General features: G+C 51.0%; 20 protein-coding genes and 1 riboswitch. Of the genes, 11 read left to right on the top strand and 9 right to left on the bottom strand.

Annotated elements, in window-relative coordinates:
• From cmoB to AC6R1A_RS04940, 4 genes are all read left to right on the top strand, one after another.
• A partial coding sequence (gene cmoB / locus AC6R1A_RS04955) for a tRNA 5-methoxyuridine(34)/uridine 5-oxyacetic acid(34) synthase CmoB (RefSeq protein ID WP_500646146.1) occupies positions 1-848 on the top strand: 848 nt, incomplete at its 5' end.
• Between the two features lie 160 nt (positions 849-1008).
• Entirely contained in the window at positions 1009-1749 is a 741-nt protein-coding gene (locus tag AC6R1A_RS04950; RefSeq protein ID WP_500634146.1) for an ATP-dependent zinc protease family protein, read from the top strand.
• 12 nt (positions 1750-1761) lie between these two features.
• Entirely contained in the window at positions 1762-3267 is a 1506-nt protein-coding gene (locus AC6R1A_RS04945; RefSeq protein WP_500634147.1) for an inactive transglutaminase family protein, read from the top strand.
• A gap of 3 nt (positions 3268-3270) precedes the next feature.
• Positions 3271-4248 (top strand): alpha-L-glutamate ligase-like protein, encoded by a 978-nt coding sequence (locus tag AC6R1A_RS04940; protein ID WP_500625831.1) that lies wholly within the window; start codon positions 3271-3273, stop codon positions 4246-4248.
• Between the two features lie 102 nt (positions 4249-4350).
• On the opposite strand, the gene AC6R1A_RS04935 is transcribed toward AC6R1A_RS04940, so the two are convergent.
• The 3 genes from AC6R1A_RS04935 to AC6R1A_RS04925 form a co-directional block, all read right to left on the bottom strand.
• Positions 4351-5985 (bottom strand): GMC family oxidoreductase, encoded by a 1635-nt coding sequence (locus AC6R1A_RS04935; protein ID WP_500634171.1) that lies wholly within the window; start codon positions 5983-5985, stop codon positions 4351-4353.
• Positions 5985-7532, bottom strand: a complete 1548-nt coding sequence (locus AC6R1A_RS04930) for a long-chain-fatty-acid--CoA ligase (RefSeq protein ID WP_500634148.1) — start codon at positions 7530-7532, stop codon at positions 5985-5987. Before AC6R1A_RS04930 ends, AC6R1A_RS04935 begins: the two co-directional genes overlap by 1 nt.
• Positions 7533-7626: 94 nt before the next feature.
• Positions 7627-9084 (bottom strand): coniferyl aldehyde dehydrogenase, encoded by a 1458-nt coding sequence (locus AC6R1A_RS04925; RefSeq protein WP_500634149.1) that lies wholly within the window; start codon positions 9082-9084, stop codon positions 7627-7629.
• Positions 9085-9271: 187 nt separating this feature from the next.
• Between AC6R1A_RS04925 and AC6R1A_RS04920 the strand changes: the two genes are divergently transcribed.
• On the top strand, positions 9272-10324 hold the full coding sequence (locus AC6R1A_RS04920) for an AraC family transcriptional regulator (RefSeq protein ID WP_500634150.1): 1053 nt from the start codon (positions 9272-9274) through the stop codon (positions 10322-10324).
• A gap of 116 nt (positions 10325-10440) precedes the next feature.
• Here AC6R1A_RS04920 and mukB read toward each other — a convergent pair whose 3' ends face one another.
• Genes mukB through cmoM form a run of 4 tightly spaced genes read right to left on the bottom strand, consistent with a single transcriptional unit; the run spans position 10441 to position 17752 of the window.
• A complete protein-coding gene (gene mukB, locus AC6R1A_RS04915) occupies positions 10441-14898 on the bottom strand; it encodes a chromosome partition protein MukB (RefSeq protein ID WP_500634151.1) in 4458 nt (1485 codons plus the stop codon).
• The gene (mukE, locus tag AC6R1A_RS04910) at positions 14895-15623 is read right to left on the bottom strand and encodes a chromosome partition protein MukE (protein WP_334551013.1); all 729 of its coding nucleotides are present in this window, start codon (positions 15621-15623) and stop codon (positions 14895-14897) included. Before mukE ends, mukB begins: the two co-directional genes overlap by 4 nt.
• Positions 15604-16941, bottom strand: coding sequence for a chromosome partition protein MukF (gene mukF / locus AC6R1A_RS04905; RefSeq protein ID WP_487902687.1), 1338 nt, complete (start codon positions 16939-16941; stop codon positions 15604-15606). The genes mukE and mukF overlap by 20 nt, the downstream gene beginning before the upstream one ends.
• Before the next feature lie 13 nt (positions 16942-16954).
• Positions 16955-17752, bottom strand: a complete 798-nt coding sequence (cmoM, locus tag AC6R1A_RS04900) for a tRNA uridine 5-oxyacetic acid(34) methyltransferase CmoM (protein ID WP_500631950.1) — start codon at positions 17750-17752, stop codon at positions 16955-16957.
• A gap of 96 nt (positions 17753-17848) precedes the next feature.
• Here cmoM and elyC point away from each other — a divergent pair, with 96 nt between their 5' ends.
• Positions 17849-18658, top strand: a complete 810-nt coding sequence (gene elyC, locus AC6R1A_RS04895) for an envelope biogenesis factor ElyC (RefSeq protein WP_334551018.1) — start codon at positions 17849-17851, stop codon at positions 18656-18658.
• Between the two features lie 114 nt (positions 18659-18772).
• On the opposite strand, the gene torR is transcribed toward elyC, so the two are convergent.
• Positions 18773-19480, bottom strand: a complete 708-nt coding sequence (torR, locus tag AC6R1A_RS04890) for a two-component system response regulator TorR (protein ID WP_500631914.1) — start codon at positions 19478-19480, stop codon at positions 18773-18775.
• 238 nt (positions 19481-19718) lie between these two features.
• On the opposite strand from torR, the gene torD reads away from it, so the two are divergent.
• The 5 genes from torD (at position 19719) to AC6R1A_RS04865 (ending at position 23958) form a co-directional block, all read left to right on the top strand.
• The gene (gene torD / locus AC6R1A_RS04885) at positions 19719-20426 is read left to right on the top strand and encodes a molecular chaperone TorD (protein ID WP_500634152.1); all 708 of its coding nucleotides are present in this window, start codon (positions 19719-19721) and stop codon (positions 20424-20426) included.
• A 238-nt stretch (positions 20427-20664) separates the two neighbouring features.
• Complete coding sequence (gene purR, locus AC6R1A_RS04880) at positions 20665-21669, top strand: HTH-type transcriptional repressor PurR (RefSeq protein WP_500629083.1); 1005 nt, start codon at positions 20665-20667, stop codon at positions 21667-21669.
• A gap of 175 nt (positions 21670-21844) precedes the next feature.
• Positions 21845-21953: riboswitch (cyclic di-GMP riboswitch) on the top strand.
• 204 nt (positions 21954-22157) lie between these two features.
• Positions 22158-22751, top strand: a complete 594-nt coding sequence (locus AC6R1A_RS04875; RefSeq protein ID WP_500634153.1) for a TfoX/Sxy family DNA transformation protein — start codon at positions 22158-22160, stop codon at positions 22749-22751.
• 206 nt (positions 22752-22957) lie between these two features.
• Positions 22958-23650 carry a TVP38/TMEM64 family protein gene (locus AC6R1A_RS04870; RefSeq protein WP_500625821.1) on the top strand — a complete coding sequence of 231 codons (693 nt, stop codon included), beginning with the start codon at positions 22958-22960 and terminating at the stop codon, positions 23648-23650.
• Complete coding sequence (locus AC6R1A_RS04865) at positions 23647-23958, top strand: putative signal transducing protein (RefSeq protein WP_500634154.1); 312 nt, start codon at positions 23647-23649, stop codon at positions 23956-23958. The genes AC6R1A_RS04870 and AC6R1A_RS04865 overlap by 4 nt, the downstream gene beginning before the upstream one ends.
• Positions 23959-23980: 22 nt before the next feature.
• Here the strand turns inward: AC6R1A_RS04865 and AC6R1A_RS04860 are convergent, their stop codons facing one another.
• Positions 23981-24781, bottom strand: a complete 801-nt coding sequence (locus AC6R1A_RS04860) for an alpha/beta fold hydrolase (RefSeq protein WP_334551028.1) — start codon at positions 24779-24781, stop codon at positions 23981-23983.
• Between the last annotated feature and the right edge of the window lie 185 nt (positions 24782-24966).

Raw genomic sequence — 24966 nt, 5'->3', positions numbered from 1 at the left:
TAAAAGCACTGAACAAGATCCCAGAAGGCGCGCCAGATCAAGTCGATATTAAACATTCGGTGACGTTGAGCAATGACACGCCATTCCATGAGGGCGAGTTAAAGAAACTCGAAAACTTACTGCGTACCTTCCACCCTTGGCGTAAAGGGCCGTACACCGTACACGGTATCCATATTGATACTGAGTGGCGCAGCGACTGGAAGTGGGATCGTGTCCTCCCTCATATCTCTCCACTGAAAAATCGCAGTGTGCTGGATGTCGGTTGTGGCAATGGCTATCACATGTGGCGCATGCTGGGCGAAGGCGCGCGTCTTACGGTCGGCATCGACCCATCACACCTGTTTTTGATCCAGTTTGAAGCGATTCGCAAACTGATGGGCGGTGATCAGCGAGCCCATCTTCTGCCTCTGGGTATAGAACAACTGCCAAAACTGGAAGCCTTTGATACCGTCTTTAGCATGGGTGTGCTCTACCATCGCCGCTCGCCGCTTGATCACTTGATCCAACTTAAAGATCAATTGGTGGCAGGCGGAGAGCTGGTGCTCGAAACTCTGGTTATCGAAGGCGATGAAACATCCGTGTTGGTGCCGACATCGCGCTACGCACAGATGCGAAATGTGTACTTCTTCCCTTCCGCCAAAGCGCTCAAAGTCTGGCTGGAACTGGTTGGCTTTGAGCAAGTGCGTATTGTGGATGAAAACGTCACAACCACCGGTGAACAGCGCACCACCGATTGGATGACGCATAACTCATTGCCAGACTATTTAGACCCAAGCGATCCGAGCAAAACCGTGGAAGGCTATCCGGCGCCACGACGTGCGATCTTAGTGGCGAAGAAACCCAACTAGGAATTCCGAATTTCTTAAAGATTTGACAATACGTTAACGCATTTTTGCTATCGAATCGTTACTCTCCAAACCCTTACTTTCTGCCGCCTAATACGCCCAGTCAGTAAGGGACTATTTCTTTGTTTTTATCTCTGTTTTACTGCCCAATTTAGGTTGATTAATGTTTTCAAGATTGACTCCGCTTGTCGCCCTTGCTGTGCTTTCAGGCTGCGCGACAACTGACGAAAAGCCGTACCATCAAGAAACACTCGCCGCGATTTCAGCGCAAGAAACCTCTCTTAATAACAAGCTCGAAAACATCGCCCTGCAACTGAGCAATCAGTCCGACTACATCGAAAGCCTAGAGAGCCAAGTCTTGGTGTTAGGTGGTGAGGTGGGTGAACTGAAAAAACGCGTCAACACACCGAGCAAAGCACAAACCACACCCAAAGCGCCCACGCAGAAAATTGTCAAGGTTGACCCAAGTAACCGCATTGTGCTGGGAGAAATCGAGACGGTCACCATAGACAACGTCTCACAACGTTTTGACGCCCGAGTTGACACCGGCGCTGCGACCTCGTCACTCAATGCTGTCGACATTGCGGAGTTTGAGCGCAACGGCAAAAACTGGGTTCGCTTCCACCTCTCCGATGGTGTCACAGAGTTAAATGATGACAACTGGATCGAAGCGCCCGTGGTTCGCCATGTCAAAATTCGTCAATCCACCAATGAAGAACTGGAGCGACGAGTCGTGGTTGAACTTTGGGTCAAACTTGGAAAAATTCATGAAAAAGCGCAGTTTACATTGGCAGATCGCTCTCAAATGAGTCATCCTGTTCTTCTAGGTCGTGAATTCATCCGTGACATCGCCGTCGTCGATGTCAGCAAGAAGTACATTCACACGGAAGTTGCAAAAAAATAATAAGGTAACGGTATGACGTCAAAAGTCCCTTTTTATATTTCAGTGGTTGTCCTGATCTGCGTAGGGATTGCGCTGAGTCTATTTCGCCACCAGAGCTATGGTGTGCCTTGGACGCCAGGAGAAACGCGCCAAGTCTGGGATATCGAGGCTCGCATTGAATTTAATGCGCAAAATAAGCCCGTCAAAGCCTCCCTTGCTGCGCCTCATACACAATCGGGTTTTACCCTGATTAGCGAGTCGTCGTCTTCTCCAGGCTATGGTGTTTCCTACATTGACACCGAAACCGGGCGCCGTGCCGAGTGGTCCATTCGCCAAGCGAGCGGCGCGCAGACCATCTACTACAAAGCGCAGTTTTTGGTTGACCCGCAAGCCGACGTCGATCCGATTCCACCTGTTGCCGCCACCACCAAACCCACTTTCGATGGTCCTGTCGAAGCGGCGGCTAATGCATTGATTGAACTCGCTAATCAACGCTCTGCCGATGACATCACCTTTACCCGTGAACTGATCAAATCCATCAACGATTCAGACAGCCAGAACGCGGCGTTAATTCTCAATCGCATGTCTAAAGTTGAAGCGGTTAGCAAACTGCTCGCCTATGCGGATATCCCAAGTAAAGTCGTCGGTGTTATCGAGCTGGAAGATGGCCGTCGTCGCCAAAGCATTCAGCAGATGAACCAAGTGTGGAATGGCAAAAGTTGGGTGCTGTTCAACCCAAGCAAAGCGAGCCAAGTCACCGCAGAGAACATTCTGGTGTGGGATGAATCGAACGTCTCGCTACTTGATTTGATTGGCGGTCAAAACAGTCAAGTCCACTTCTCCATGATTGCTCAGGAAGTATCGCCGTCTCAAGCGACGATGGACAAAGTGCAAGCCGACGGTTTACTCAACTTCTCTATTCATAGCTTGCCACTAGAAGAGCAAGCCATGTTCAAAACCATCATGCTGATCCCAATTGGCGCCTTGATTGTGGTTTTCTTACGCGTGCTGATTGGTCTGAAAACCTCCGGCACCTTTATGCCCGTTCTGATTGCGGTTGCCTTTGTGCAAACTCAGCTTGTGACCGGTATTGTCGGCTTCCTATTGATCGTCGGTACTGGCTTGGTTATCCGCAGCTATCTCTCTAAGCTCAACCTGCTTTTGGTGGCGCGGATTTCGGCGGTCATCATCACGGTGATTATGATCATCTCGGTGTTTACCGTGGTGGCATTTAAAATTGGCTTGACCGAAGGTCTCTCGATCACCTTCTTCCCAATGATCATACTATCTTGGACCATTGAACGCATGTCGATTCTCTGGGAAGAGGAAGGCGCTAAAGAGGTAGTATTGCAAGGTGGGGGCTCGCTACTGACTGCTGTACTGGTCTACCTAGCGATGACCAACCCTTACATTCAACACCTGACCTTTAACTTTATTGGTCTGCAACTGATCGTACTGGGCGGTATTTTGTTACTCGGTACCTACACTGGATACCGTCTGACTGAGCTGCGTCGCTTTAAGCCATTAGCGGAGGACTGAACGATGTTTTCACGTTTTACCTCTCCGAGTAAGCTGCGCCACAAGGGCATTATGGGCATGAACCAACGTAACCACAGTTACATTGGTCGCTACAATGACCGTTCAAAATACCCCTTGGTGGACGATAAGCTGAAAACCAAGATCATTGCCGAGATGCATGGCGCGACGACACCGAAGCTTATCGGCGTTATCAGTAACCAAGCCGAAGTCAAACGTATTCACAATATGGTGCTCGATTGGCCTGGTTTTGTTATCAAGCCAGCACAAGGCAGTGGTGGCAAGGGGATCCTTGTTATTACCTCTCACAAGGATGGCGTCTACACCAAACCTTCTGGTGCCACCATCAATAAAGAAGATGTCGAACGTCACATCAGTAATGCCCTAGCGGGGCTCTTCTCGCTCGGCGGCAAGAACGATGTCGCCGTGGTTGAAAACCTGATCAAATTTGATGATTGCTTTGATGGCTTTAGCTACGAAGGGGTGCCCGATGTACGCATCATCGTATTTAAAGGCTATCCAGTGATGGCTATGATGCGCTGCTCGACCGCTGCGTCTGATGGCAAAGCGAACTTGCACCAAGGCGCCGTGGGCGTCGGGATCGATATTGCAACCGGCCGCGCGGTGCGAGCGGTGCAGTTTGACCAACCAATTACTCATCACCCAGACACCGGCAAAGAGCTGGCGACCCTACAAGTGCCTCATTGGGAGCGCCTTCTGGTGCTGGCTTCTAGTGCTTGGGAGATGACCGGTCTCGGTTACATGGGCACCGACATGGTGCTGGACAAAGAAGAGGGGCCAATGGTGCTCGAGCTCAACGCGCGCCCCGGTCTGGCGATTCAGATCGCGAACGGCAGCGGACTGCTACCAAGGCTGCGTCACATTGAAAACATGGGCACCACTATCCGCTACCCTTCGCCGGAAGAGCGCGTCGCCTATGCCGCGAAACAGTTTGGAATTTTCGCCAACGAAATTCCTGCTTGATTCCTTAATGTCTAAGTTGCCTTAAACCTCCAATAAAAAATAGCCGCTTAGCGGCTATTTTTGTTTCTGGTCTTTTGTTTCTTGTCGACCTCGGGTGTCACATTAGCTCACGGCGCGCACGTCAGGGGTAGACTGCAGGCCATATTGACGCTGAATTTTATCCGCAGCTTGCTCGGCAATCATGATGGTCGGGGCATTGGTATTCGCGCCCACCAAGGTCGGCATCACCGACGCATCCACCACCCGCAGCCCTTCTAAGCCATGTACCTTGAGGTCGGCGTCCACTACCGCATACTCATCGCTGCTGGGCCCCATTTTACAAGTACCGACTGGGTGATACTGGGTATCGGCGCGATTGCGAATGTCTTGTTCGATTTTCGCATCATCGGTGATATCGACCGGATAAAAGTTCTCCCCCCTCACCTCGTCAAACGCACGGCTGTTTAGCATGCGATGCTGCAACTTCCAGCCACGCTTCATCACTTCCATATCGTCTGGATCAGCAAAAAATTGCGGATCAATTAATGGGGCTTGAGTCGGATCAGCGCTCGCCAGCTTAACGGTGCCACGGCTTTTCGGCCTTAGCACAGTGACATGGCAACTGAAGCCGTGGCTGGTGTGGATTTTTCTTGCGTGGTCATCGACCACCGCGACCACAAACACAAACTCAAGGTCCGGCACATCGAGCTCAGGATCGGAGTACACGAACGCAATTCCTTCGGCAAAGTTGCTGCTAAGCTTACCTTTGCGCTCAGACATCCACTCTGGCAGCGCCTTGCTCATCTCAACCGCCATAGAGAGCGACACACCAAAGGTCTCTTTCTTGGCGCTGGTTTTATAGCTATGGACAAGGTCGATGTGATCTTGCAAGTTTTCCCCCACACCGGGTAGATGATGGTGATGCGTCAGCCCGTGCGGTTCAACATCGCTCTTGGCGCCTATGCCCGACAACAGCATAATTTGCGGCGAACCAAAGGCTCCAGCACTCAAAATCACCTCTTTGCGCGCTCGAATTTGGTACACCTTACCCTTGTGCTGGTACTCCACACCCACCGCACGCTTCTCTTCAAGCAGCACTTTTCGGGTCGTGGCTCGGGTAATCACGGTGAGATTTGGGCGATGTAAGTTCGGCGTGAGATACCCTTTTGCCGCGCTGCAGCGTTCACCGTTTTTTTGCGTCACTTGGGTGACCATAGCGCCAAACTGCTCTGCACCATTGATGTCATGATTTCTTGGCACCCCGATGGATTCACATCCATCGAGAAAACGCTCTAGTAGCGGACTCGGTGAACGCAAGTTGCTGACGTTAAGCGGTCCACCTTGTCCATGATACGCGTCGACGTGCTGCTCATTATGCTCTGCCTTTTTAAAGTACGGCAGGCAATCGTTGTAGCTCCAGCCGGGATTGCCTAGGCTTGACCAAAGGTCGTAATCATAGCGATGGCCGCGTGCGTACATCATGGCGTTGATGGAGCTTGAACCACCGAGCGTTTTTCCACGTGGCTGATAGCCTTTGCGACCATTTAGACCAGGCTGAGGCACTGTCTCAAACGCCCAGTTATTGATTTTGGTCGGCATCATCGCCACCGCGCCTACCGGCGTGTGGATCACCGCGCTGCTATCTTTACCGCCAGCCTCAATTAAGCACACGCTGATACTAGGGTCTTCACTCAAACGTGACGCCATCACGCAGCCCGCCGAGCCGCCGCCGACCACAATAAAATCGTATTCCATTATCACGCCTCCTCGGCATCACAAGGATGCAGCTCCCGTTTGAGAATTTTACCCGTCGCTGTCATCGGCAAAGATTGACGAACAAATATGCGGCGCGGGTATTTGTACTCTGCCAACTGCTCACGGCACCACTGAACCAGGGTGTCCGCGTCAAGATCACTGTCATGTTTTAACGTCACGTGAGCGTGGATCTCTTCACCCAAACGCTCATCAGGCTCACCCACTACTGCCACCATCTCAATCGCGGGGTGGCACATCATCACTTCTTCAATTTCACGTGGGTAGACGTTGTATCCACCGCGAATGATCATGTCTTTCACTCGATCGACGATAAAGAGGTTTTGCTGCTCGTCTAAACGGCCAATATCCCCGGTTTTAAACCAGCCATCTTGAATCACTTCTGCGGTGGCTTCTTCGCGGCGGTAGTAACCTTTCATCACACTCGGGCTTTTCACGCAGATTTCACCCAGTTCTCCACACGGCACGCGATTGCCCTCTAAATCGATCACTTTCACCATGTGGCCACACAGTGGCTGACCGACACTGCCCGGCAGGCGCTCACCGTCAATGTGGTTGAACGTCGCCACTGGTGCGGTTTCGGAGAGGCCATAACCTTCAAGGATAGGCACTTCAAACAGCGCCTCAAACTGGCGCAGCACTTCAACCGGCAGTGAAGCACCGCCAGACACGCCAAGGCGCAAACTCTCTTTAAGTTTGTGCGCCACTTCGGTATCCGCTTGCCCAGCGCTGAGCAGCGCAATGTACATGGTAGGCACACCAGCAAACACGCTGACTTTGTGGCTAATAATGTCTTCAATGACCTGCTTAGGATCAAAGCGAGGCACCAGCACCATACAACCACCAATCATCAAGGTGGCGTTCATCATCACCGTCTGACCAAAACTGTGGAAGAGCGGCAAGGTGGCGATGGTGGTGTCATCACGTTGCAAGCGCATCAAGTTTTGTGATGCCATCGCATTGGTGAGCATGTTGGTGTGTGACAGCTCTGCCCCTTTAGGCTGCCCTGTCGTACCTGAGGTATAAAGAATCACCGCACTGTCATCGCCTTGACGAACAATCGACTCTAGCGGCTCGACGTCCGATGCCAACCACGCTTCCAACGAATGCTCGCCCACTTTACCTTGTGGCATGGCGATATAGTGCTGACAGCCTTGCGCGGCATGAAAACCGTCTCGGCCGTATTGGCCCATCGGCAGCGCTTCATTGCCATCAAAACAGAGATACGCTTTGGCCTCTGAATCATTAAGGTGGTAAGCAATTTCGCGCGCTTTAAAGAGCACATTCATCGGTACCACAACGCACCCAGCTTTTAAAATGCCGTAATAGGCCACCGGAAAGTAGTGAATATTGGGGCACGATAGCGCGACTTTATCCCCCGGCTCGAGACCAAGATCAGCCAAGTGACGCGCCACCTTACCCGCCATGATGTCGAGCTGCTGATAGGTGATAACGTTGTTCGCCAGTTTGAGCGCGGGATGAGACGCAAAGAGCGCGGCATTACGCTCCAGATTGACAGCCAAGTTGTGCATGCGGGATCTCCTTATCTTAGCCGCATCAAGACGATGCGGCCCGTAAGTTTGTTATTGTGTGTAGGGTATTCCCCTTCTCGGGGAGAGGGTCGATTTAAACCGTTGGGTCGGATTTGCCGACAAATAGCTTCACCACGAGCTTCTGCACCCAAGTGCCGTAGGGAGGTGAAAACAACGAAATAGGGAACCACTCGCGCATTTGCAGTACGCTGCGCGCGTGGCTGAGCTCGCGAAATCCTTCTTCGCCGTGGTAGTTACCGATACCTGAATTGCCTATGCCGCCAAACGGGACCGAGTGGTTGAGGACATGCCAACCCCAATCGTTCACGGTGACGCCGCCACTGTGTGTTTGGCGGAGAATGTCATCGCGCAGCGAGCCACTGTGGGTAAACAAATAGCAAGCCAGCGGTCTAGGTCGATTGTTGATGTACTCCACCACCTGCTCGATGTTTTTGTAGCTGTGCACCGGAAGCAGTGGGCCAAAGATCTCTTCCTGGCAAATACGCATATCGCTGCTGAGATTCGTGGCAATATAAAGCGGTGTCTTGCGTCCTTCCCCTTCAGGCAAACATTGAATGATGTTGGCGCCTTTTTGCTTCGCGTCCTCGAGCAACGCATGGAAGCGTTGATGTTGTGGCTCATCCACCAAAGAGGTGTAATCCGCATTGCCACTGATTTGCTGATACATAGCCACATGGGCATCACGCAGCGCATCGACAAACGCCTCTAGCTTGCTCTCATGGACAAACGCATAATCGGGCGCGATACAAATTTGCCCTGAGTTAAAGCCTTTGCCGTGCGCCAAACGCTTCGCCGCTTTGGTGACGTCATAATCCGGCGCCACAATAGCGGGAGACTTACCGCCGAGCTCCAATGTGACCGGCGTTAAATTGGCCGCAGCATTGGCCATAATGATCTTGCCGCTGCTCGGCGATCCGGTGAACACCAAGTGATTGAACGGCAGATGCGATATGTCCATCGCTTGCGGGTGATCGCCGGGGACAATGCGCACCAGATCGTTTGAGTAAATTTCCGCCAACATTTGGCTCAATACACGGGTGGTATTGGGACAGTTGGGCGGCATTTTAATCATGCAGCGATTACCCGCAGCCAATGCGGTGATCATAGGCCCAATAGAGAGATAAACCGGAAAGTTCCACGGACAAATGATGCCCACCACCCCTTTCGGTTGGTAGCGTACTTGCAATTTGTTGCCTTTAAATAGCCACTCCGTCGGGCGACGCTTGGCTTTCATCCAACCTTTCAAGTGACGAAGAACATGGTTGATGTCCAATATCGGTGCCAACACATCCGCCATCTTAGATTCGGTCTCACTGCGCCCACCAAAATCATCACTCATCGCCTGAGCTAATCTATCTTGATAGCGGCGCAACTGAGTTTTCAACGCCACTAAACGCTGCTTACGCACATCCAGTGACGGCATGGGTTCGTTGCGATAGGCCGTGCTCAACGCATCAAACCATTGCTGCAGATCTTGGTCTGAGGGTGAAATAACATCATGAGGTGTTTGAGGGTGTACTAATGCATTCATAATCGATTCTCGTGGTACTGACACAAGTATTACAACATTTTGTTAACATGCCACCTAGGTGGCAAACAGACAAAAAACGGTGAATTTCGGACAAAACTGCGAGACTGCTGACAACATCACAGCCCCATCTTGGCTATACTCAACGCCAATATCCGTTATCTTACTCTCATACTGGAGCGGTCACACAATGCAACATTTAGCGGTTTATGAGCCTGATAGTAACGCATGCGGTCTGCTGGACGTGCAGTTGTTGGTGCGCTATCTCGGTCAGCGAGTGCCGCTCACAGACCTGCTGGATGGCAGTGGTGTCAGTGTCGAAAAGCTCTATCAACCCGACACGCAAGTCACCCTCGCCCAGAAGCTGCATATTTTCAGCAATGCCCTACTCTGTGCAGACGAGCCCGGACTTGGCCTTAAGGTGGGCCAACAAGCCAGGTTCAGCGATTTTGGCGTGTTGGGTTACGCGGTGTTTAGCTCCAGCACCTTGCTTGAAGCGATGACGATGGGATTCAAATACCTGAGATTGGCGGGGCCAGTGCTGCGCAAGCAGCTCCTCATCGATAAGGATTTAGGGTATATCCGCGCGGAAGAGTTAATTGATCTCGACACCTTGATGCCCTTTTGCTGCGAATACTGGTTTTCGGCAATTCAATCTTTGTGTGAAGAGGTGATGCAACATCCCTTCCCCTCACACCAATTGCATTTTCCTTACCCCGCGCCCCACTACGCATCATTGTATCAAGAGGTATTTCGCTGCCCGGTGAAGTTTCAATCCAAACAGCTGGAGTGGCAATTTTCTACGGATGTGGTCAATCAACCCTTGCCCACCGCCAACAAGATGACCTTGCAACAGTGCTTAAAAACGTGTGATGAGATGCTGGCAAAACTGAGTGGTACCAGTACTAGCTTAAAAGATCGGATTACTCAACGCTTAATCGAGCAGCCGGGGCACTACCCATCGATTGAAGTCGTGGCGCAGCAACTGGGGATGTCTTCACGCACTCTGAGACGAAAACTGACTCAAGAGCAGACCAGCTACCAACAGATTTTGGATCACGTCCGCTTCCACCTTTCACGCCATTACCTCTGCTCGACGCAATTGAGCATTGATGAGATTTCAGAGCGCGTCGGCTACTCAGACAGTGCCAACTTTCGTCACGCGTTTCGTAAGTGGAGTGGCGATTCGCCAAGTCACTATCGCAAATCGGCCCATGCGGAGCCCCATCTTGGTGAGCATTAGCGAATGCAGAGTACGCGACGTTTCGACATATAAGTCCGTTAAAGCAATAAGTCCGTTAAACAAATACGTCCATCCACACACATAAAACAACGCCCACCAAAAGGTGGGCGTTGACGTTAAAACTCTTCGATGAGTTGAGCAGCTTCACTCTTAGGCTTTTCGCCTTGACCAAAGCCCCTTAGGCCCACCACATGTACATGTTCGTGGTCTTTGAAGACTTTACGAACCAGCTTGTACGTGGTGCCTTTTTCTGGACTGATGTTCTCAGGCGCCGCGATCAACAGCTGCATATCGAGGCGGTCACACAGCTCGAACAGGGTTGAAATCGATTTGGCATCCAATCGAGCCGCCTCATCGAGGAACAACAAACGACACGGCACAATGTCTTTACTGCGTAAGCGGCGAGACTCCTCTTCCCAGCTCTGTACCACCATCAAAAGAATCGATTGGCCGGTACCGATCGCTTCACCAGTAGAAAGCGCGCCCGATTCCGCTTGCAGCCAACCGTCTGAGCCACGGTTCACTTCGACGCTCAGCTCAAGGTAGTTACGGTAGTCGAGCAGCTCTTCACCCAGCACTTGCGGTGAACGTTGGCCCATATCGATGTGCGGGTTCACACGTTGGAACAATTTTGCCATCGCCTCTGAGAAGGTGTAACGCATCGACTCAAACAGGTCTTTGTGCTGCTCTTGACCGGTCGCTAGGCCGTTTAACAGCACCTCATGACTTTCACGAATCTTAACGTTCAGACGCACCCCTTTCACCTGACCAAACGAGATGTTCGAGAGACCTTGGTTGAGCATGCGAATGCGATTTTGCTCGCGCTGAATCGTCTTTTTGATGATGCTTGCAACGGATTCAGAGCTGATCGCCAAACGGTTTTCACGCTGGGTCAACTCTTCGGTCAAACGCGCCAGTTCCACTTCCATCTCTTCGATCGCTTCCACAGGATCATCGGTGCGAATGATGTCTTGGCGAATGCGCTCGCGCAGATGCTGGTAGACCGCAATGTAGAACAAGACTTTTCGCTCTGGGCGAGCGTTGTCTTCCGAAAGGCGCAGCGCATCTCGCAGATCTTCGTTGTCGGCCACCGCAAGGCGTAGCGCGCCCAATGATTTGTCCGACATCGAACGCAATTCATCCGCAGAGAGGTAGGCAAGCTCACGCTTGTGCAGGCGTCGCTCGACATCATTTTCACGCGCCAATCGAAGTACCGAGCACCAACCCGCTTTTGCTGCCACAACGAACGTGCGCAGATCCGTGTACTCTTTTTGTACTTTCTTCAGACGCTTAGCCAGCCCTTTCATCTCAAGCTCTGTCGAGGTGATGGTGCGCTCATACTCGCTCTTACGTGCTCGCGCGCTGTGCAAACGCTCATGCAGCTCATCACGGCGGCGCTCAGCACGTTCCATCGCGCCTTCATCGGCATTGACACCATACTCTTGCAGCTCTTGCTTAAACTCTTGCACCGTTTCCATTTTGGCTTGGTGAGAACTTTTCAAAGAGGCGAGCACTTGGTTGTATTGGTTCAGTTGGTCTTGCGCAAGCTTAAGCTCTTCGCGCGCTCGGCCACGGTTGACTTCCGCTTGTGCCAACTTAGCCTTCAACTGCTCACTGAGCTCGCTGCTCTTACCCAACATGTCGATAGAGTCGGAGTAAGCGAAGTAGTGGCGACGTTCAATAAGATCAGAGAGCGCAAAAATTTGTGCTTTGATCTGCTGCAGTGCCACATCGGCTTGACGATAGTTCGTCTCCAGAGCTTCAAACTGCTGTGGGTCAGCCTCAAGCGCGGAGGCGATCGGCGTTAGCTGCTCAATCGCTTTACCATGCTGGTTGATAAAGGCTTTCGCTTCGCTCAAGGCGCTCATCTGCGCGTCAAGCTCGGCAAAACGCTCAGCCAAGGTATCGTCTTCCACCAGCGACATCATGGGCGCTAATTTATCCAGTGCGCTGAGCGCCTGTTTGCTCGCTTGCAGCTGACCGCGTAAGCTCGCCTCTTGCCCATCTAACTCGGCTAAGGTGTGCTGCACTTGAGTGCGTTTCTCACGCGCGACTTGCAGGCTTTGCTCAGGATCGTCATCAAAAGCGACCTGAATGTGCTCTGCAACAAAACGGTTGAATGCTTGGTAAAGGCGCTGCAGTTTTTGCGAATCAAACGCCGCTTTGGCGTGCGCTTCGATGACCTCATCACGTTCACTGCGCAAAAGCTCAAGGCGCTGTTCACGCGCCGCACGCCCAAACAGTGGGATCTGAGGGAATCGCGAGTAACGCATTTGGCGCTCATTCATGCGCACGCAAACGGCGCCTTCTAGTTCTTGCGCATCAAAACTGCTGTCATCAAAGGCATCAATATCGCCTTCAATGATGTAGAGATCCTCAGGGCAGTCGTCCAGCTCAACCAGCTTTTGCTCGATGCCAGACAAATCCGATACCACAATCGCATGACGAGCAGGGCCATACATGGCGCTGAAGTACGGCGCATCGTCGATAGTGATGTCATCGTAGATTTCAGAAAGCAACACACCACCCAGTGTATCCGCCAATCCTTTAAGGCGCGGATCGTTCGAGCCACCCGGTGAGGCTAGGCGCTCAATATCGCTATCGAGTGTCGTGCGGCGCTCTGCCAGTTTCTCTTTCGCCAGAGATTGCAGCTTCTCTTGCTCCAACACTTGCTGCATGTGCGCCATCACCGACTGGCTATCGCCAAGCTCAGCACCGCTTTGCTCACGCAGGTTTTCTAGCGCATCAGACGCGGCAATCCAAGCCGGAGCGAGCGCTTCCAACTGGGTGATCTGCGCAGCGTAATCTTGCTCACTGCGGCGCTGCTCACTGCGCTGCTCACGCAATGCTTCTTGATTGTGTTCAAGAGAGTCAATCAGCGCGCTGTGGCGTTCGCGCTCTTGTTCAAACGTCAGTTCATCAACCAGTGCGACGTTGTGCTGCTTTTGATAGCTCGCCACTTGCTCTGCGGCGCTACGCTGCTGAGTTAAGCTGCGTTCAACATCACGATGTTGGGCGCGCAGTTGAGCTTCGTTTTGCAGCGTTTGCTGCGCATCGCGCGCTTGATTGATCAACGCTTTAGCGCGTTCTGACGCCTCTTGGCGAGCTACCTTGCCCACGACAGACTCAACCAGCGCAAAGGCTTTATCAAACTGCTCGGCCGCCGCACTCGACATATCAAGTTTGTGCTTCATCGCGAGTAAGGCGTCGGTGCGCTCGCCCTGCTCAGCTTTCAAGCTGCTCACCAAGCTTTGCGCCGACTCGGCGGTCAGATTATTGTCACCCAGTAACGTTTTGGCTTTTTCCAGCGCTTGCACCGCTTGCTGATATTGCAACGCGCGCGTCTGCTGAACATCCAACGCTTGTTGGTAATCGGCCAACTGACTCTTTAAGCTATCGACTTCTTCTTCAAAAACCAGCGCTTGGTCTTGCGCGATGTGAACTCGTTCATTCGCTTCTTCCACCACCATCATCTGCTCTTCAAGACGCTCACTGAGCTCTTCCAGATCATCTTGGTAGCGGGCAATTTTCTCTTGTTGACGCAGCGCAGTTTGCACCAGTTGCAAGTGGTCGGATGCGGCTTGGTAATCTTGCTCTAGCCCAGATTCAGACTCCACCAACAGCTCAAGCTCTTCTTGCACGCGTGTCAGCAACGCGTTTTGTTCGATCAACATTTCACGTGAGCTGAACAACTCGCTGCGCAGCGCCAAGGTCTGATCGAGTTTATTGCGTCTGTCGTTGGCATGACGCATATAATCCGCCGCGACATAGTTCGTCGACTCTGTGATCAGGTGTTTGAATAGATCTCGGTCCGCTTGAGTAGTTTTGATCGCTTCAAGCGTCATGCGGTTTTCACGCAGCGCCGATTCCATATCTTGGAAGGCTTTCTTCACTCCGCCGTTTTGTGGCAGTAGGTAGTCACGTAGCGAACGGGTGATGGCGCTGGAAATACCGCCATACAGTGAGGCTTCAATTAAGCGGTAGAATTTAGAACGATCGCCCGAGTTACGTAGCTTTTTCGGGATCACACCAAATTCAAACATCTGCGCGTGATAATCAACAATCGATGGGAAGGTTTTAAATTGCACCCCTTCAAATTGGACCACTGCCTCTTTGACTTCGTTGACTTGACGTACGCGCGCTTGGGTCGCCGAGACGGTTTCAATCAGTACATCGGTAGGTTTGACATGGCTTGGCAAGCCTTGAATGACGAAGGGTTTGATATCGACCTTTTTGTCACGCCCCGCCACCTGTTGCAGCTTAACGGCAAACAGTAGGCGTTGCTTACGCGAGTTGACCACATCGAGCGCCGCGTAACAGGCACCCGGCTGAAGTTTACCGTAGAGACCTTTGTCGCGAGAAGATTGGCTACTGCCAGCTTCGGTGGTGTTTCTAAAGTGAAGCAAGGTTTGGTCAGGGATCAACGCGGTGATAAACGCCGCCATGGTGGTCGATTTGCCCGCTCCGTTCCCTCCCGATAAGGTGGTCACCAGATCATCAATGTCAAAAGTGCGGGCAAAAAAGCCATTCCAGTTGACCATTGTCAGTGATTGATATTTACCGCGTTCAATCATGCTTCACCTGCTTGTGTCAGTTCTTCTTCGCCTTCTGGCGCATCTAGGTTATCGCTGTGCAAAAGATCGCCTTGGCTCGGCTCTTTGGTGTGAACCACTGCTTCACCATCACGGATGAGGCGTAGCTGCGCTTCACGCATATCGTCACCGACACGAACATCCGCACCAAAACGGAACACCGCTTCACTGATGCTGAATTTTCCGGTTTCACCGATGTTGATCACCATGCCCAAACGGCGCAGGCGGCGCAACGAGGTGCGCACTTTCTCGAACAGTTTCTCTTTGTCGAGATCAGAGCCGCTGGCTCGGTTGGTCACGAGCTTCATCAATTTGGACTCATCGGCCAGTGACAGAAGCTCATCGTACAACTCTTGGTTGGTAAAGATGCCTTCGTGAGCAAGACGCTCTGGGCTCAAATACAAAAAGCACAACACTTTGCCCACCAGCATATCGAGCTCAGACAGGACACTGCGGTTAATCAGCGACGTCGAACGCGGACGCAAATAAAAGAAGCCTTCAGGCGCTTTCACCAGTTCGGTGTTGTAACGCTGATAAAAACTCGATAGCTCCACTTCAAAATCCGACAACAAGGCGTGGTTGTCGAGGTCTTCGCTGGAGATGTGACGCCCGGCACGCAGCATGCTGTCTAGCGCCGGAAACAGCGGATTAGAGATCGCTTTGACCAGATTCTCTGGCATGTATTCATTAGTATCTGTCGATGACATTGGCTTGTACCTTTGCACCATAATTGTTGATCGCTTGCCAATCGGGCTGAATCGCTTGGTAATCGGACTCGGAGTAACCCAGTCGCACCGCTTGATCGACAACAATTCGGGCTAAATCAAAATGATGGGTATAGGGGTGCTCGGCGAGGTAGTCGCGCAGCACTTGGCCTAAATCAATAGGCTGACCCTGCGCTTTGTGCACTTGGAGCATCTCCCCAATGCGCTCAGACAGCGCATCATTCACTTGCTGAAATTCTTCGTAGACCACATCGAGTGGCACCTGGCCGGTCACTTCATCATCACGCAACACCAAGGCTTCATCACGTAAATCGCTCAAACGCTCCGCATCGGCGTAAGTGAGGTACCAAGGGTTCTCAAAGTAGTCTTTGACCGACTGACGTAGGCGCGAGCTAAACGCGCGGTTTTTGTCCATGTCGATGGCAGTTCGTATGAACTTGTGCACGTGGCGATCGTAACCAATCCAGAGATCAATTGCTTGCTGACCCCAACTGGTGATGCGGTCGAGCTTCATCTGCAACACAAACAGGGTTTCGGCAATAAACTCGAGCTCATCATCGCCATGTACCAACTCTTGAATATCGAGGATTTGGCTTTGCAGCTCATCACCCGCCGCTTGCAAGGTGTCTTGTAGCTCTTTCAGTGTGCTGGAGGTTTCTGACAGCAAGGATTCACAGTTATTGATCGCATCGCGCCAATCTTTGTTAAGTAGCTCAGCTATCTGTGTTTTGACCGACTGCTGCTGCTCATCCATCACGCGCTGGTTTAAATCAATCTGATCGAAAATTTCACCGACTGAGTATTTCAGCACGCCGTAAACGTTTTTCTTCCAATGACCCGCCGTTCCGCCTTTTTGTGCCGCTTCAATGGCTTTCGCCATTTCGTCCGCCACCATAGACAGTTGGATAGAGAGTTTCAGTTTGGAAAATTCGCGATGACGAACATAGTAGTCCGTAATGCCGATGGCCAACGGCGAGAGACGATAGATACTCGCACCGTCGGTAATTTCGCTGGTAAAGCGGCTGATAAGGCGCTGTTTGACCATGTCATTGATGGCGTTGTTGGCGCGAAACGCCGACGCTTCGCCCGAATCGGCAAACAATCGAGTGACAATGGCGAACGCATCATGCAACTCCCCTTCACCTAACTCTTCATCAAACCTTTCATTACTCAACACGGCAATGGCGATCAAAAAGGCCAAGCGTTCGTTGGTCAGGTTCAATGAAAAATCATGCTGCTTGACCCAACCCACCAACTCATCAATCGGTTGCTCAGCGGCATTCAGAGTCATTTCACTCATGGTTTATCCTGTTTTAATTCTTTCTTGCCCAAACGTGGATATAGCGTCCGAGCGACACATACGGTTCTTGGCGGCAAAGTTGCCTCTCTAGGGCCAAGACATCCTCACTGGTGTAGTCGCCCATATACTGGCGATCGCCAATGTAGTCACTGAAACAACGAATGCCGGATTTCCCTTCAATGTGAAACCCCGACTCCTCTATCCAACGGTAGACATCTTCAGGCTTAAGCCCTTTTTGGGGCTGAAGCTTAAATCTCTTTCGGTGCGGCATTCCCTCTAACACATGCGGAAGGTTGCCACACACGACATTTTTGTACACGAGGCCATGATGGTTGTAGAACATGACCGACGCGATACCGCCCGGTTTGACCTGCTCTAACAGCGTTTGCAGCGCTGGCTTTGGCTCAGCCAACCACTCCATGACGGCATGAAACATCACCAAATCCGCCGGTTGCTGCTGGTGTTGAGCGATGGATTGAACGGGCGAATGAATCAAGCGATACTGCTCAAGCAAGCCATTTTTTGCAATATCCTGCTCAGCTAATTGCAGCATTTCAGAAGATAGATCACATAACGTAATGCGATGGCCTAGTTTCGCCAGCTTTTGCGACATTTGTGCCAACCCACCCCCGGCATCGAGCACGTCGAGTGGTGAATCACTGGCGGGTAACGAGGCGAGGATGGTTTGAAGGTCTTCCCAAACAATGACTTGTCGAATCTCGCCTTTGTCAGAGCCGTATATATTTTTTGCAAATTTGTGGGCAATATCGTCGAAATTGCGGTCTTCAGTCACAGCAGCTTGAGTTATGATGTTGAATCGTGCTGCTATTCTGTCACAAGAAAGGCAGGAATAAAGAGGCTTTCTCTTAAATTATAATCAACTGGTGTTTTTTCGGACTATTTAAGTATGTTTGAGCTGAAAAAAGTCGTCTCGGCTTTACTTATGCCTTTGCCAGCCCTGCTGATCATTGGCCTTGTGGGACTCATGCTCGTCATGTTCACACGAAAACAAAAAACAGGATGTTTCGTTGTTCTCTTCTCGTTTGTTGGCATTTTTCTCGTTGCCTTCCAGCCCGTTTCATCACGTCTTCTCATGCCTATCGAGCGCCAATACTCGGCCTTTTTTCCTGTCGATGAATCGATTGATTATGTGATGGTGCTTGGCAGCGGCCATGTTGTGGACGACGACATTCCGCCCACCTCAGAACTGAGTCGCGCCGGCCTAATGCGTTTGACCGAAGGGATTCGTGTGATGCGAATTTATCCGGGCTCTAAACTGATTCTCTCAGGCTATGCCGCCGGTTCTGAAGTGAGCAATGCGCGCATGATGGCTAAAGTAGCGCTGGCGCTTGGCGTTTCTAAATCTGACATCATTCTGCTCGAAACCGCCAAAGATACTTGGGAAGAAGCGCGCCAAGCGGCAGCGTTCGTTAAGAACAAGAAGTTGGTGGTGGTCACATCGGCCAGTCACATGAACCGTGCCCTGAATGAATTCCACTCCGCAGGATTGAAACCTTACGCCGCGCCGACCAACTACCTAGCGCAGAGAAACATCGATCAAGCGTGGGAGAAGTACGCGCCGAAGGGCAAATATCTCGAACAAACTGAGCGCTACTGGCATGAAACGCTGGGCACCATTTGGCAACACCTCCGCGACTGGGCGTCCGATTATGAAGAGCAAGCCTTAGAGGTGGAGGCTGCGCAGAGCGACGTTTAACCGGCCGCCAGCGTAGACGGATAACGTCTTCGACCTAAAACAAAAATCCAGGCTGCATGCCTGGATTTTTCGTTTCTTTTGCGTCAATTTTCGCTCGTTAATTGCCGAACTACGTTAATCTCCGGCGAACATGTAGCCTTCGCCATGCACGGTGACGAATATCTGCGGATTTTTTGGATCCACCTCCATCTTCGCTCTCATGCGTCGAATCAGGACATCGATAGTGCGATCATTGGGTGCGTCCACACGATGACTGATCATATTAAGAATACGCTCTCGGCTGAGCACTTGGTTAGGGTGAGAGGAGAGCGCCACCAAAAGCTCATACTCTGCTTTAGTCAGTTTGACCGGTTCATCCCCTCGGCTCAAAGCGCGGCGCTGAATATCGAACGTCCATTCAGCAAAGCGGACCACGCCGTCTTGCTGATCGCTGCCCGCGTTTTGCGCTCCCGCAGCCAGTGCGATGCGCCACAAGAGGTTCTTGACTCTGACGAGCAGTTCCCTAAGCTCAAATGGCTTGGTGACATAATCGTCCGCGCCCATTTCTAAACCAACAATCTTATCAATGCTGTCGGTACGCCCGGTAACCAAGATAATACCGATGTCCGATTGACTGCGCAGCTCACGTGTCAGCATCAAGCCATCTTCGCTGGGCAGATTGATATCCAGCATCACCAAATCGACCCGACTGCTACTGAGTACGTCGCGCATCTGCGCGCCATTCTCAGCTTGGCTCACCTGATACCCTTCGGTTTGAAAGTAGCCCGCCAATTTACGGCGAGTCACTTCATCATCTTCAACAACCAAAATGTGGTAGCTCATCGGCTCTACTCACTTATTCACACACTGATTCAATGGCTTTATTCTATTCATAATTAGTCACAACTCCATCTTTGTCCTCTTTGGGAGGTGAAAAGTTGGCGATTCATTGATGCAAAGCAAGCTTTGCTGCCCTGTTCACAAATTGCCATATTTGACCATTTCTTCTCATAATCAGGTTGACCGCTGTTCATTTTTATCCGTTAGACTTAACGGCATCTGATTCAGTTGAGAGCCCATCATGCCAGAGACACCTAACGCCCAGATTTCCGACCCTTTATCTCCCGCCGAAAAAGAGCAGCGCGCCTTTGATGAGCAACGCGCCGAGCTCTACTGGTGGTTTTCGAGCGTGTTTGCCAAAGAGCTCTCAGAGCAAGAGCTGGCCCAATATCATTCGGTGGACACACGTACCTTTCTGACGGGACTTGCACAAACCCCTGAGCTTAACGTAGCCGCAGACAGGCTCATCGATGCATTGAACCGATTGCAAGACAGGCCAGATGCTCAGTTGGAACTATCAGCCGACTATTGCGACCTGTTTTTAAAATCCGACCGAGACAGCGCGTTGCCTTACGCCTCTGTCTACTTAGATGAATCCGGACTGCTCAATGGGGAGCCCGCCAAACAGATGGACACTCTGCTCCAACAACATGGCGTGGCCGTGCATTCAGGGCTCAATGAACCTTCTGATCATCTCGCGATAGAGTTGGATTTTTTAGGTAACCTGATTGTGCGCGGCGCTCATGCAGCAGAGCAGACGGCAGGCGACACGCATCTCGCCTACCAAGAGCAAGCCGATTTTATTGAGCAGCATCTACTCCCTTGGATTGAGAGGTTTGCCGAGCGCTGCCAGCGCCTCGACACATTCGGCTTCTATGCGGCGCTGTCGTCGCTATTGTGCGCGTTCATTCAATTGGATAAAGCCTACCTGCAAGGCGATAGCGATTAAGCCCATACAAAAGGTGTGGCGAGATCCCAAAGGCGGGTTTTTTATTTGCCCAAATCGACGTTGCGGACTACAATCCGGTCCGCAAACGATAAAACTAATAAATACAAACCGCTTTTTGAGGGCGGTTTTTGTGTTTCTGATACTTTCTGTCTACATACTCTAAACTTTGTATAGACTTTACTTTTATAGACTTAACTTTTCATAGAATAGTAGGCAGTCATCGACAGGACAAAACCATATGGCCACGATTAAAGACGTCGCTCGCTTAGCGGGTGTCTCGACCACCACTGTATCCCATGTGATCAACAAAACACGCTTTGTCGCTGAAGCCACGCAAGAAAAAGTGATGGAAGCGGTTCAAGAGTTGAACTATGCCCCAAGTGCCGTTGCACGCAGCCTGAAATGTAACTCGACACGCACAATAGGCATGCTGGTTACTCAATCGACCAACCTTTTCTTCTCGGAAGTGATCGACGGGGTTGAGAGCTACTGCTACCGTCAAGGCTACACCTTGATCTTGTGTAACACTGGCGGCATCTACGAGAAACAACGTGACTACATTCGCATGCTGGCGGAAAAGCGCGTTGATGGCATCTTAGTGATGTGTTCAGATTTGACCGAAGAGTTGAGCGAAATGCTTGACCGTCATAAAGACATCCCTAAGGTGGTGATGGATTGGGGCCCGGAAAGCTCACAAGCCGATAAAATCATCGACAACTCGGAAGAAGGCGGCTACCTCGCAACAAAATACCTGATTGATCACGGCCACAAGCGCATTGCTTGCTTGAGTGGGCATTTTGAAAAAGCGGCCTGCCAAGAACGCATCCAAGGCTTTAAGCGCGCAATGAACGAGTCGGGTTTGAGCGTCAACGAAGATTGGATCTTAGAAGGTAACTTTGAGTGCGATACCGCCGTGCTTGCCGCGGACAAAATCGTCGCCATGGACGAAAAGCCAACCGCAGTATTCTGTTTCAACGATACGATGGCGCTCGGTTTGATGAGCCGTTTACAGCAAAAAGGCATTCGTATTCCAGAAGACATGTCGGTCATTGGTTATGACAACATTGAGCTAGCCGAGTACTTTTCACCACCGCTAACGACGGTTCACCAGCCGAAGCGCCGTGTGGGTAAAAACGCATTTGAGATTTTGCTCGAACGTATTAAAGACAAAGAGCATGAAAAACGTATTTTTGAAATGCACCCAGAAATCGTCGAGCGCGATACCGTGGCGACGGTGAAATAGACCAACGAACAAGTTCAGCACATCACATCGACTAGCCCAGCGAGAATACTTCTCATCCGCTGGGCTTTATTCTCTCGGTAACACCCCTCTATTTTATGAACTAAGATCACATTTAACCCATCAAAACGTGATGTTTAGCCCATAAATTATTTATGCTTATTATGTTCGACGAATGCCACGAACAGGGCAAACCATTTCGAAAGGATGGGACGCAAAGCTTCCGGCCTGTTGCAGCCACTCAACTATTTCAACGTTGATGACTGCTTGGTAGCGGGGTTGCCGATGGCAAATGTGCACTTCGTAATTCTTTATCAAAAGCAAAGAATACAATGAGTTAAACGTTGCGCGCGCATTATGCGCTCACACCGTGAGTAGGATTATTCTTTTATGAGCCAGAATGACACCCTACTGACACAAAACCTGCATATTTTTGCTAATCTCTCGGACCTGAATTTGGTGGCGTATTGTAATACACCGAGAATAACAGCATGGATAAACCAATTTTAAAAGACTCAATGGGATTGTTTGAACCATTGGGCAAGATCAAGTCTCGCTCAATGTTTGGTGGATTCGGAATCTTCGCTGATGACACCATGTTTGCCCTCGTGGTAAATGACAAACTTCACATACGCGCCGACGACTCGTTGGCCCAACAGTTTAATGCTCAGGGACTCGAGCCATACGTGTATAAAAAGCGTGGTTTCCCTGTGGTCACCAAATACTACGCCCTTGGCCATGACTGGGATCAGGATGTCGCTCAGACTATTGCGATGGCAAACACTGCACTAGAGGCGGCCAACAAAGACAAGCAGCGTCAAACCAACGCCAGACCAACGCGCCTGAAAGATCTGCCGAACTTGCGTCTAGCGACCGAGCGAATGCTCAAGAAAGCGGGTATCGACAGTGTCTCCCGTTTGGAGCAGACGGGCGCAGTGGAAGCGTATAAAGCGATTCGTTCCACACACTCTGCCGACGTCAGCATCGACCTGCTGTGGGCACTTGAGGGGGCAATTAAAGGCACGCACTGGTCTGTGGTCCCTCAAGCAAGACGCGACGAGCTCCTGAATCAGCTGCAAAGCTAGTCAGCGATAGCGTTCAGTAATTCCAATCCCCGTCTCAAGCCAGCCCAACACCGCTGGCTTGAGACGTTTTTAGCCGATGCTTTTCTAGCGTTTCCATTCCTTCGTCATAGAATCCAACGTATTTTTCCCTTTAGGGCGAAATTTTTTACTGGCTTTTTGGTTCATATCTAACAATGATCAATGATGATGTTTTCAAAGGGATCCATATGAACAAGAAACTGCTTTTAGGTATTGGTTTGCTCGCTCTGATTGTGTTTTTAGGCGCAAACTTTGGTCAATACCTGACACTTGATAACGCCAAAGCCCAGCAGCAAGCGCTGGCTGAAATCATTGACGCCCACTTTGCCCTCGCCGCGCTGAGTTACTTCTTCGCCTATGTCGCTATCACCGCCTTCTCGATCCCTGGAGCGGCCGTTGTCACCTTGCTTGGCGCTGCGCTGTTTGGCTTTTGGACCAGTTTATTGCTCGTTTCTTTTGCCAGTACTATAGGTGCCACATTGGCGTTTTTAAGCAGCCGCTTTCTACTCAAAGAGTGGGTACAAAGCAAGTTTGGCGATAAGCTCGCGACAATTAATCAAGGGGTCGAAAAAGATGGTGCGTTTTATCTCTTCTCACTGCGCCTTATCCCGGTATTCCCATTCTTTTTGATCAACCTCTTGATGGGTCTTACGCCCATCACCATCGCGCGCTTCTATCTGGTCAGTCAACTGGGTATGTTGCCGGGTACGGCCGTCTACCTCAACGCCGGGACCCAGCTAGCGCAAATCGACAGTTTGTCAGGCATCGTCTCCCCAACAGTACTCGCCTCTTTTGCGTTGCTCGGGGTATTCCCAATCATTGCTAAATGGGTGATGGCCAAACTCAAAGCGTCACCGCAATCCAATGGACAAGCGTCTTGAAAATCTTTATTGCTACAACCCCACCACAAGCACACATCGTGTGTGAAATGTTACGCAGCGAAGGAATAGCCTGTGAGGTGAGAGGTGAAGGTTTGTTCGGCTTGCAAGGAGAGATTCCGTTTGGCGAAGAGGCCAGCCCGTACGTTTGGTTAACTCGCCCAGAACAGAAGCAGGCGGCACTCGCGCTGATTGATGATTTCCAACAGGACACCCCCGACAACATGGTTTGGGTTTGCCCGACTTGCCAAGAAGAAAATGACGACCATTTTCAGTTATGTTGGCAGTGCGAGCACACCAAACCAACTTGAGTGTGCTTGGAGTCAACCGAGATTAAGCAGTGAGGTGTTGCTGAATGAAGGCGATGGAGTGATCGTTAAACTCATCTGGGCGCTCAACATTACACACATGGCCACAGTCAGGAATTTCATGCAGCTCACTGAGCGTATGTGCTGAGACCATCTCTTTCACAGGGGTGATGAACATGTAGTCTTTTTCACCCATCAGATAGAGCGTAGGAATGGGTAACTCGCGGTCTTTGAAGTAGCGCATCAGAGGGTTCACCTCTGCGGTCAAAATAAACCAACGCTTGAACTCCTTTTGGCACAACTTCTTCGCTTCGCGGATAAACATATGCCGCGACTCTTTTTGTGCTCGCTGCGGCATCACAATGTAGGCAAACAGTCGATAGAGCCACATGTAGGGCACAATGTGTTTACACAGATTGCCCAACTTCACCAGTACTTGAGAGCGTGTGTTGAGTCGTGTGACGGCGCCACCTAACACCATGGTTTTTACGCGCCCAGTCGCTAGCTCCGCTAAGTTACGGACGATGATGGTTCCAAGCGACATGCCGACAAAATGTGCCGACTGAATCTTTAGGTGATCGAGCACTTTTAAGATGTCTAATGTGACCTCTTTAAAGGTGTAGCGATTGGCAATGATCTCCTTAATCAGCTGGTTCGATTTTCCATGGCCGCGCAAATCAATCAGCAGCAAATTAAAATGCTGCTTGTAGGCTTTGATCTGTTTAAACCAAATCGATGAGCTGCCGCCTGCGCCATGCACAAAGACCACCCACTCATCGCTAGTGGGGTGTTTAAAAGTCTTATGGAATAGCAAGCTTTGAGTCATAGTCGAAAAATAACCGTTATCGTCACACAATTCAGGGCGCAGGGTAACACAAAAGCGCCCGTGTTTTTGTTTAGCATAAACGAAAACCGCCACTTTAGTGCAATCGGAAATGTTAGAAAAAATGAAAGCGCCGTGAGACTGTGCAAGCACAAAACCCCTCAGGCGCTTTCTTTATGCGGACCTAT

Source organism: Vibrio sp. R10-SG3-ISO3 (genome assembly GCF_059834225.1).
Note: the sequence above shows the minus strand (reverse complement) of the source record. Positions and strands in the feature narration are given on the sequence as shown.

Coding starts and splice junctions, on each gene's coding strand:
- AC6R1A_RS04950 (WP_500634146.1), top strand. CDS start 1,009: ATGTTTTCAAGATTGACTCCGCTTGTCGCCCTTGCTGTGCTTTCAGGC.
- AC6R1A_RS04945 (WP_500634147.1), top strand. CDS start 1,762: ATGACGTCAAAAGTCCCTTTTTATATTTCAGTGGTTGTCCTGATCTGC.
- AC6R1A_RS04940 (WP_500625831.1), top strand. CDS start 3,271: ATGTTTTCACGTTTTACCTCTCCGAGTAAGCTGCGCCACAAGGGCATT.
- AC6R1A_RS04930 (WP_500634148.1), bottom strand. CDS start 7,532: ATGCACAACTTGGCTGTCAATCTGGAGCGTAATGCCGCGCTCTTTGCG.
- AC6R1A_RS04925 (WP_500634149.1), bottom strand. CDS start 9,084: ATGAATGCATTAGTACACCCTCAAACACCTCATGATGTTATTTCACCC.
- AC6R1A_RS04920 (WP_500634150.1), top strand. CDS start 9,272: ATGCAACATTTAGCGGTTTATGAGCCTGATAGTAACGCATGCGGTCTG.
- mukB (WP_500634151.1), bottom strand. CDS start 14,898: ATGATTGAACGCGGTAAATATCAATCACTGACAATGGTCAACTGGAAT.
- mukE (WP_334551013.1), bottom strand. CDS start 15,623: ATGTCATCGACAGATACTAATGAATACATGCCAGAGAATCTGGTCAAA.
- mukF (WP_487902687.1), bottom strand. CDS start 16,941: ATGAGTGAAATGACTCTGAATGCCGCTGAGCAACCGATTGATGAGTTG.
- elyC (WP_334551018.1), top strand. CDS start 17,849: ATGTTTGAGCTGAAAAAAGTCGTCTCGGCTTTACTTATGCCTTTGCCA.
- torR (WP_500631914.1), bottom strand. CDS start 19,480: ATGAGCTACCACATTTTGGTTGTTGAAGATGATGAAGTGACTCGCCGT.
- torD (WP_500634152.1), top strand. CDS start 19,719: ATGCCAGAGACACCTAACGCCCAGATTTCCGACCCTTTATCTCCCGCC.
- purR (WP_500629083.1), top strand. CDS start 20,665: ATGGCCACGATTAAAGACGTCGCTCGCTTAGCGGGTGTCTCGACCACC.
- AC6R1A_RS04875 (WP_500634153.1), top strand. CDS start 22,158: ATGGATAAACCAATTTTAAAAGACTCAATGGGATTGTTTGAACCATTG.
- AC6R1A_RS04870 (WP_500625821.1), top strand. CDS start 22,958: ATGAACAAGAAACTGCTTTTAGGTATTGGTTTGCTCGCTCTGATTGTG.
- AC6R1A_RS04860 (WP_334551028.1), bottom strand. CDS start 24,781: ATGACTCAAAGCTTGCTATTCCATAAGACTTTTAAACACCCCACTAGC.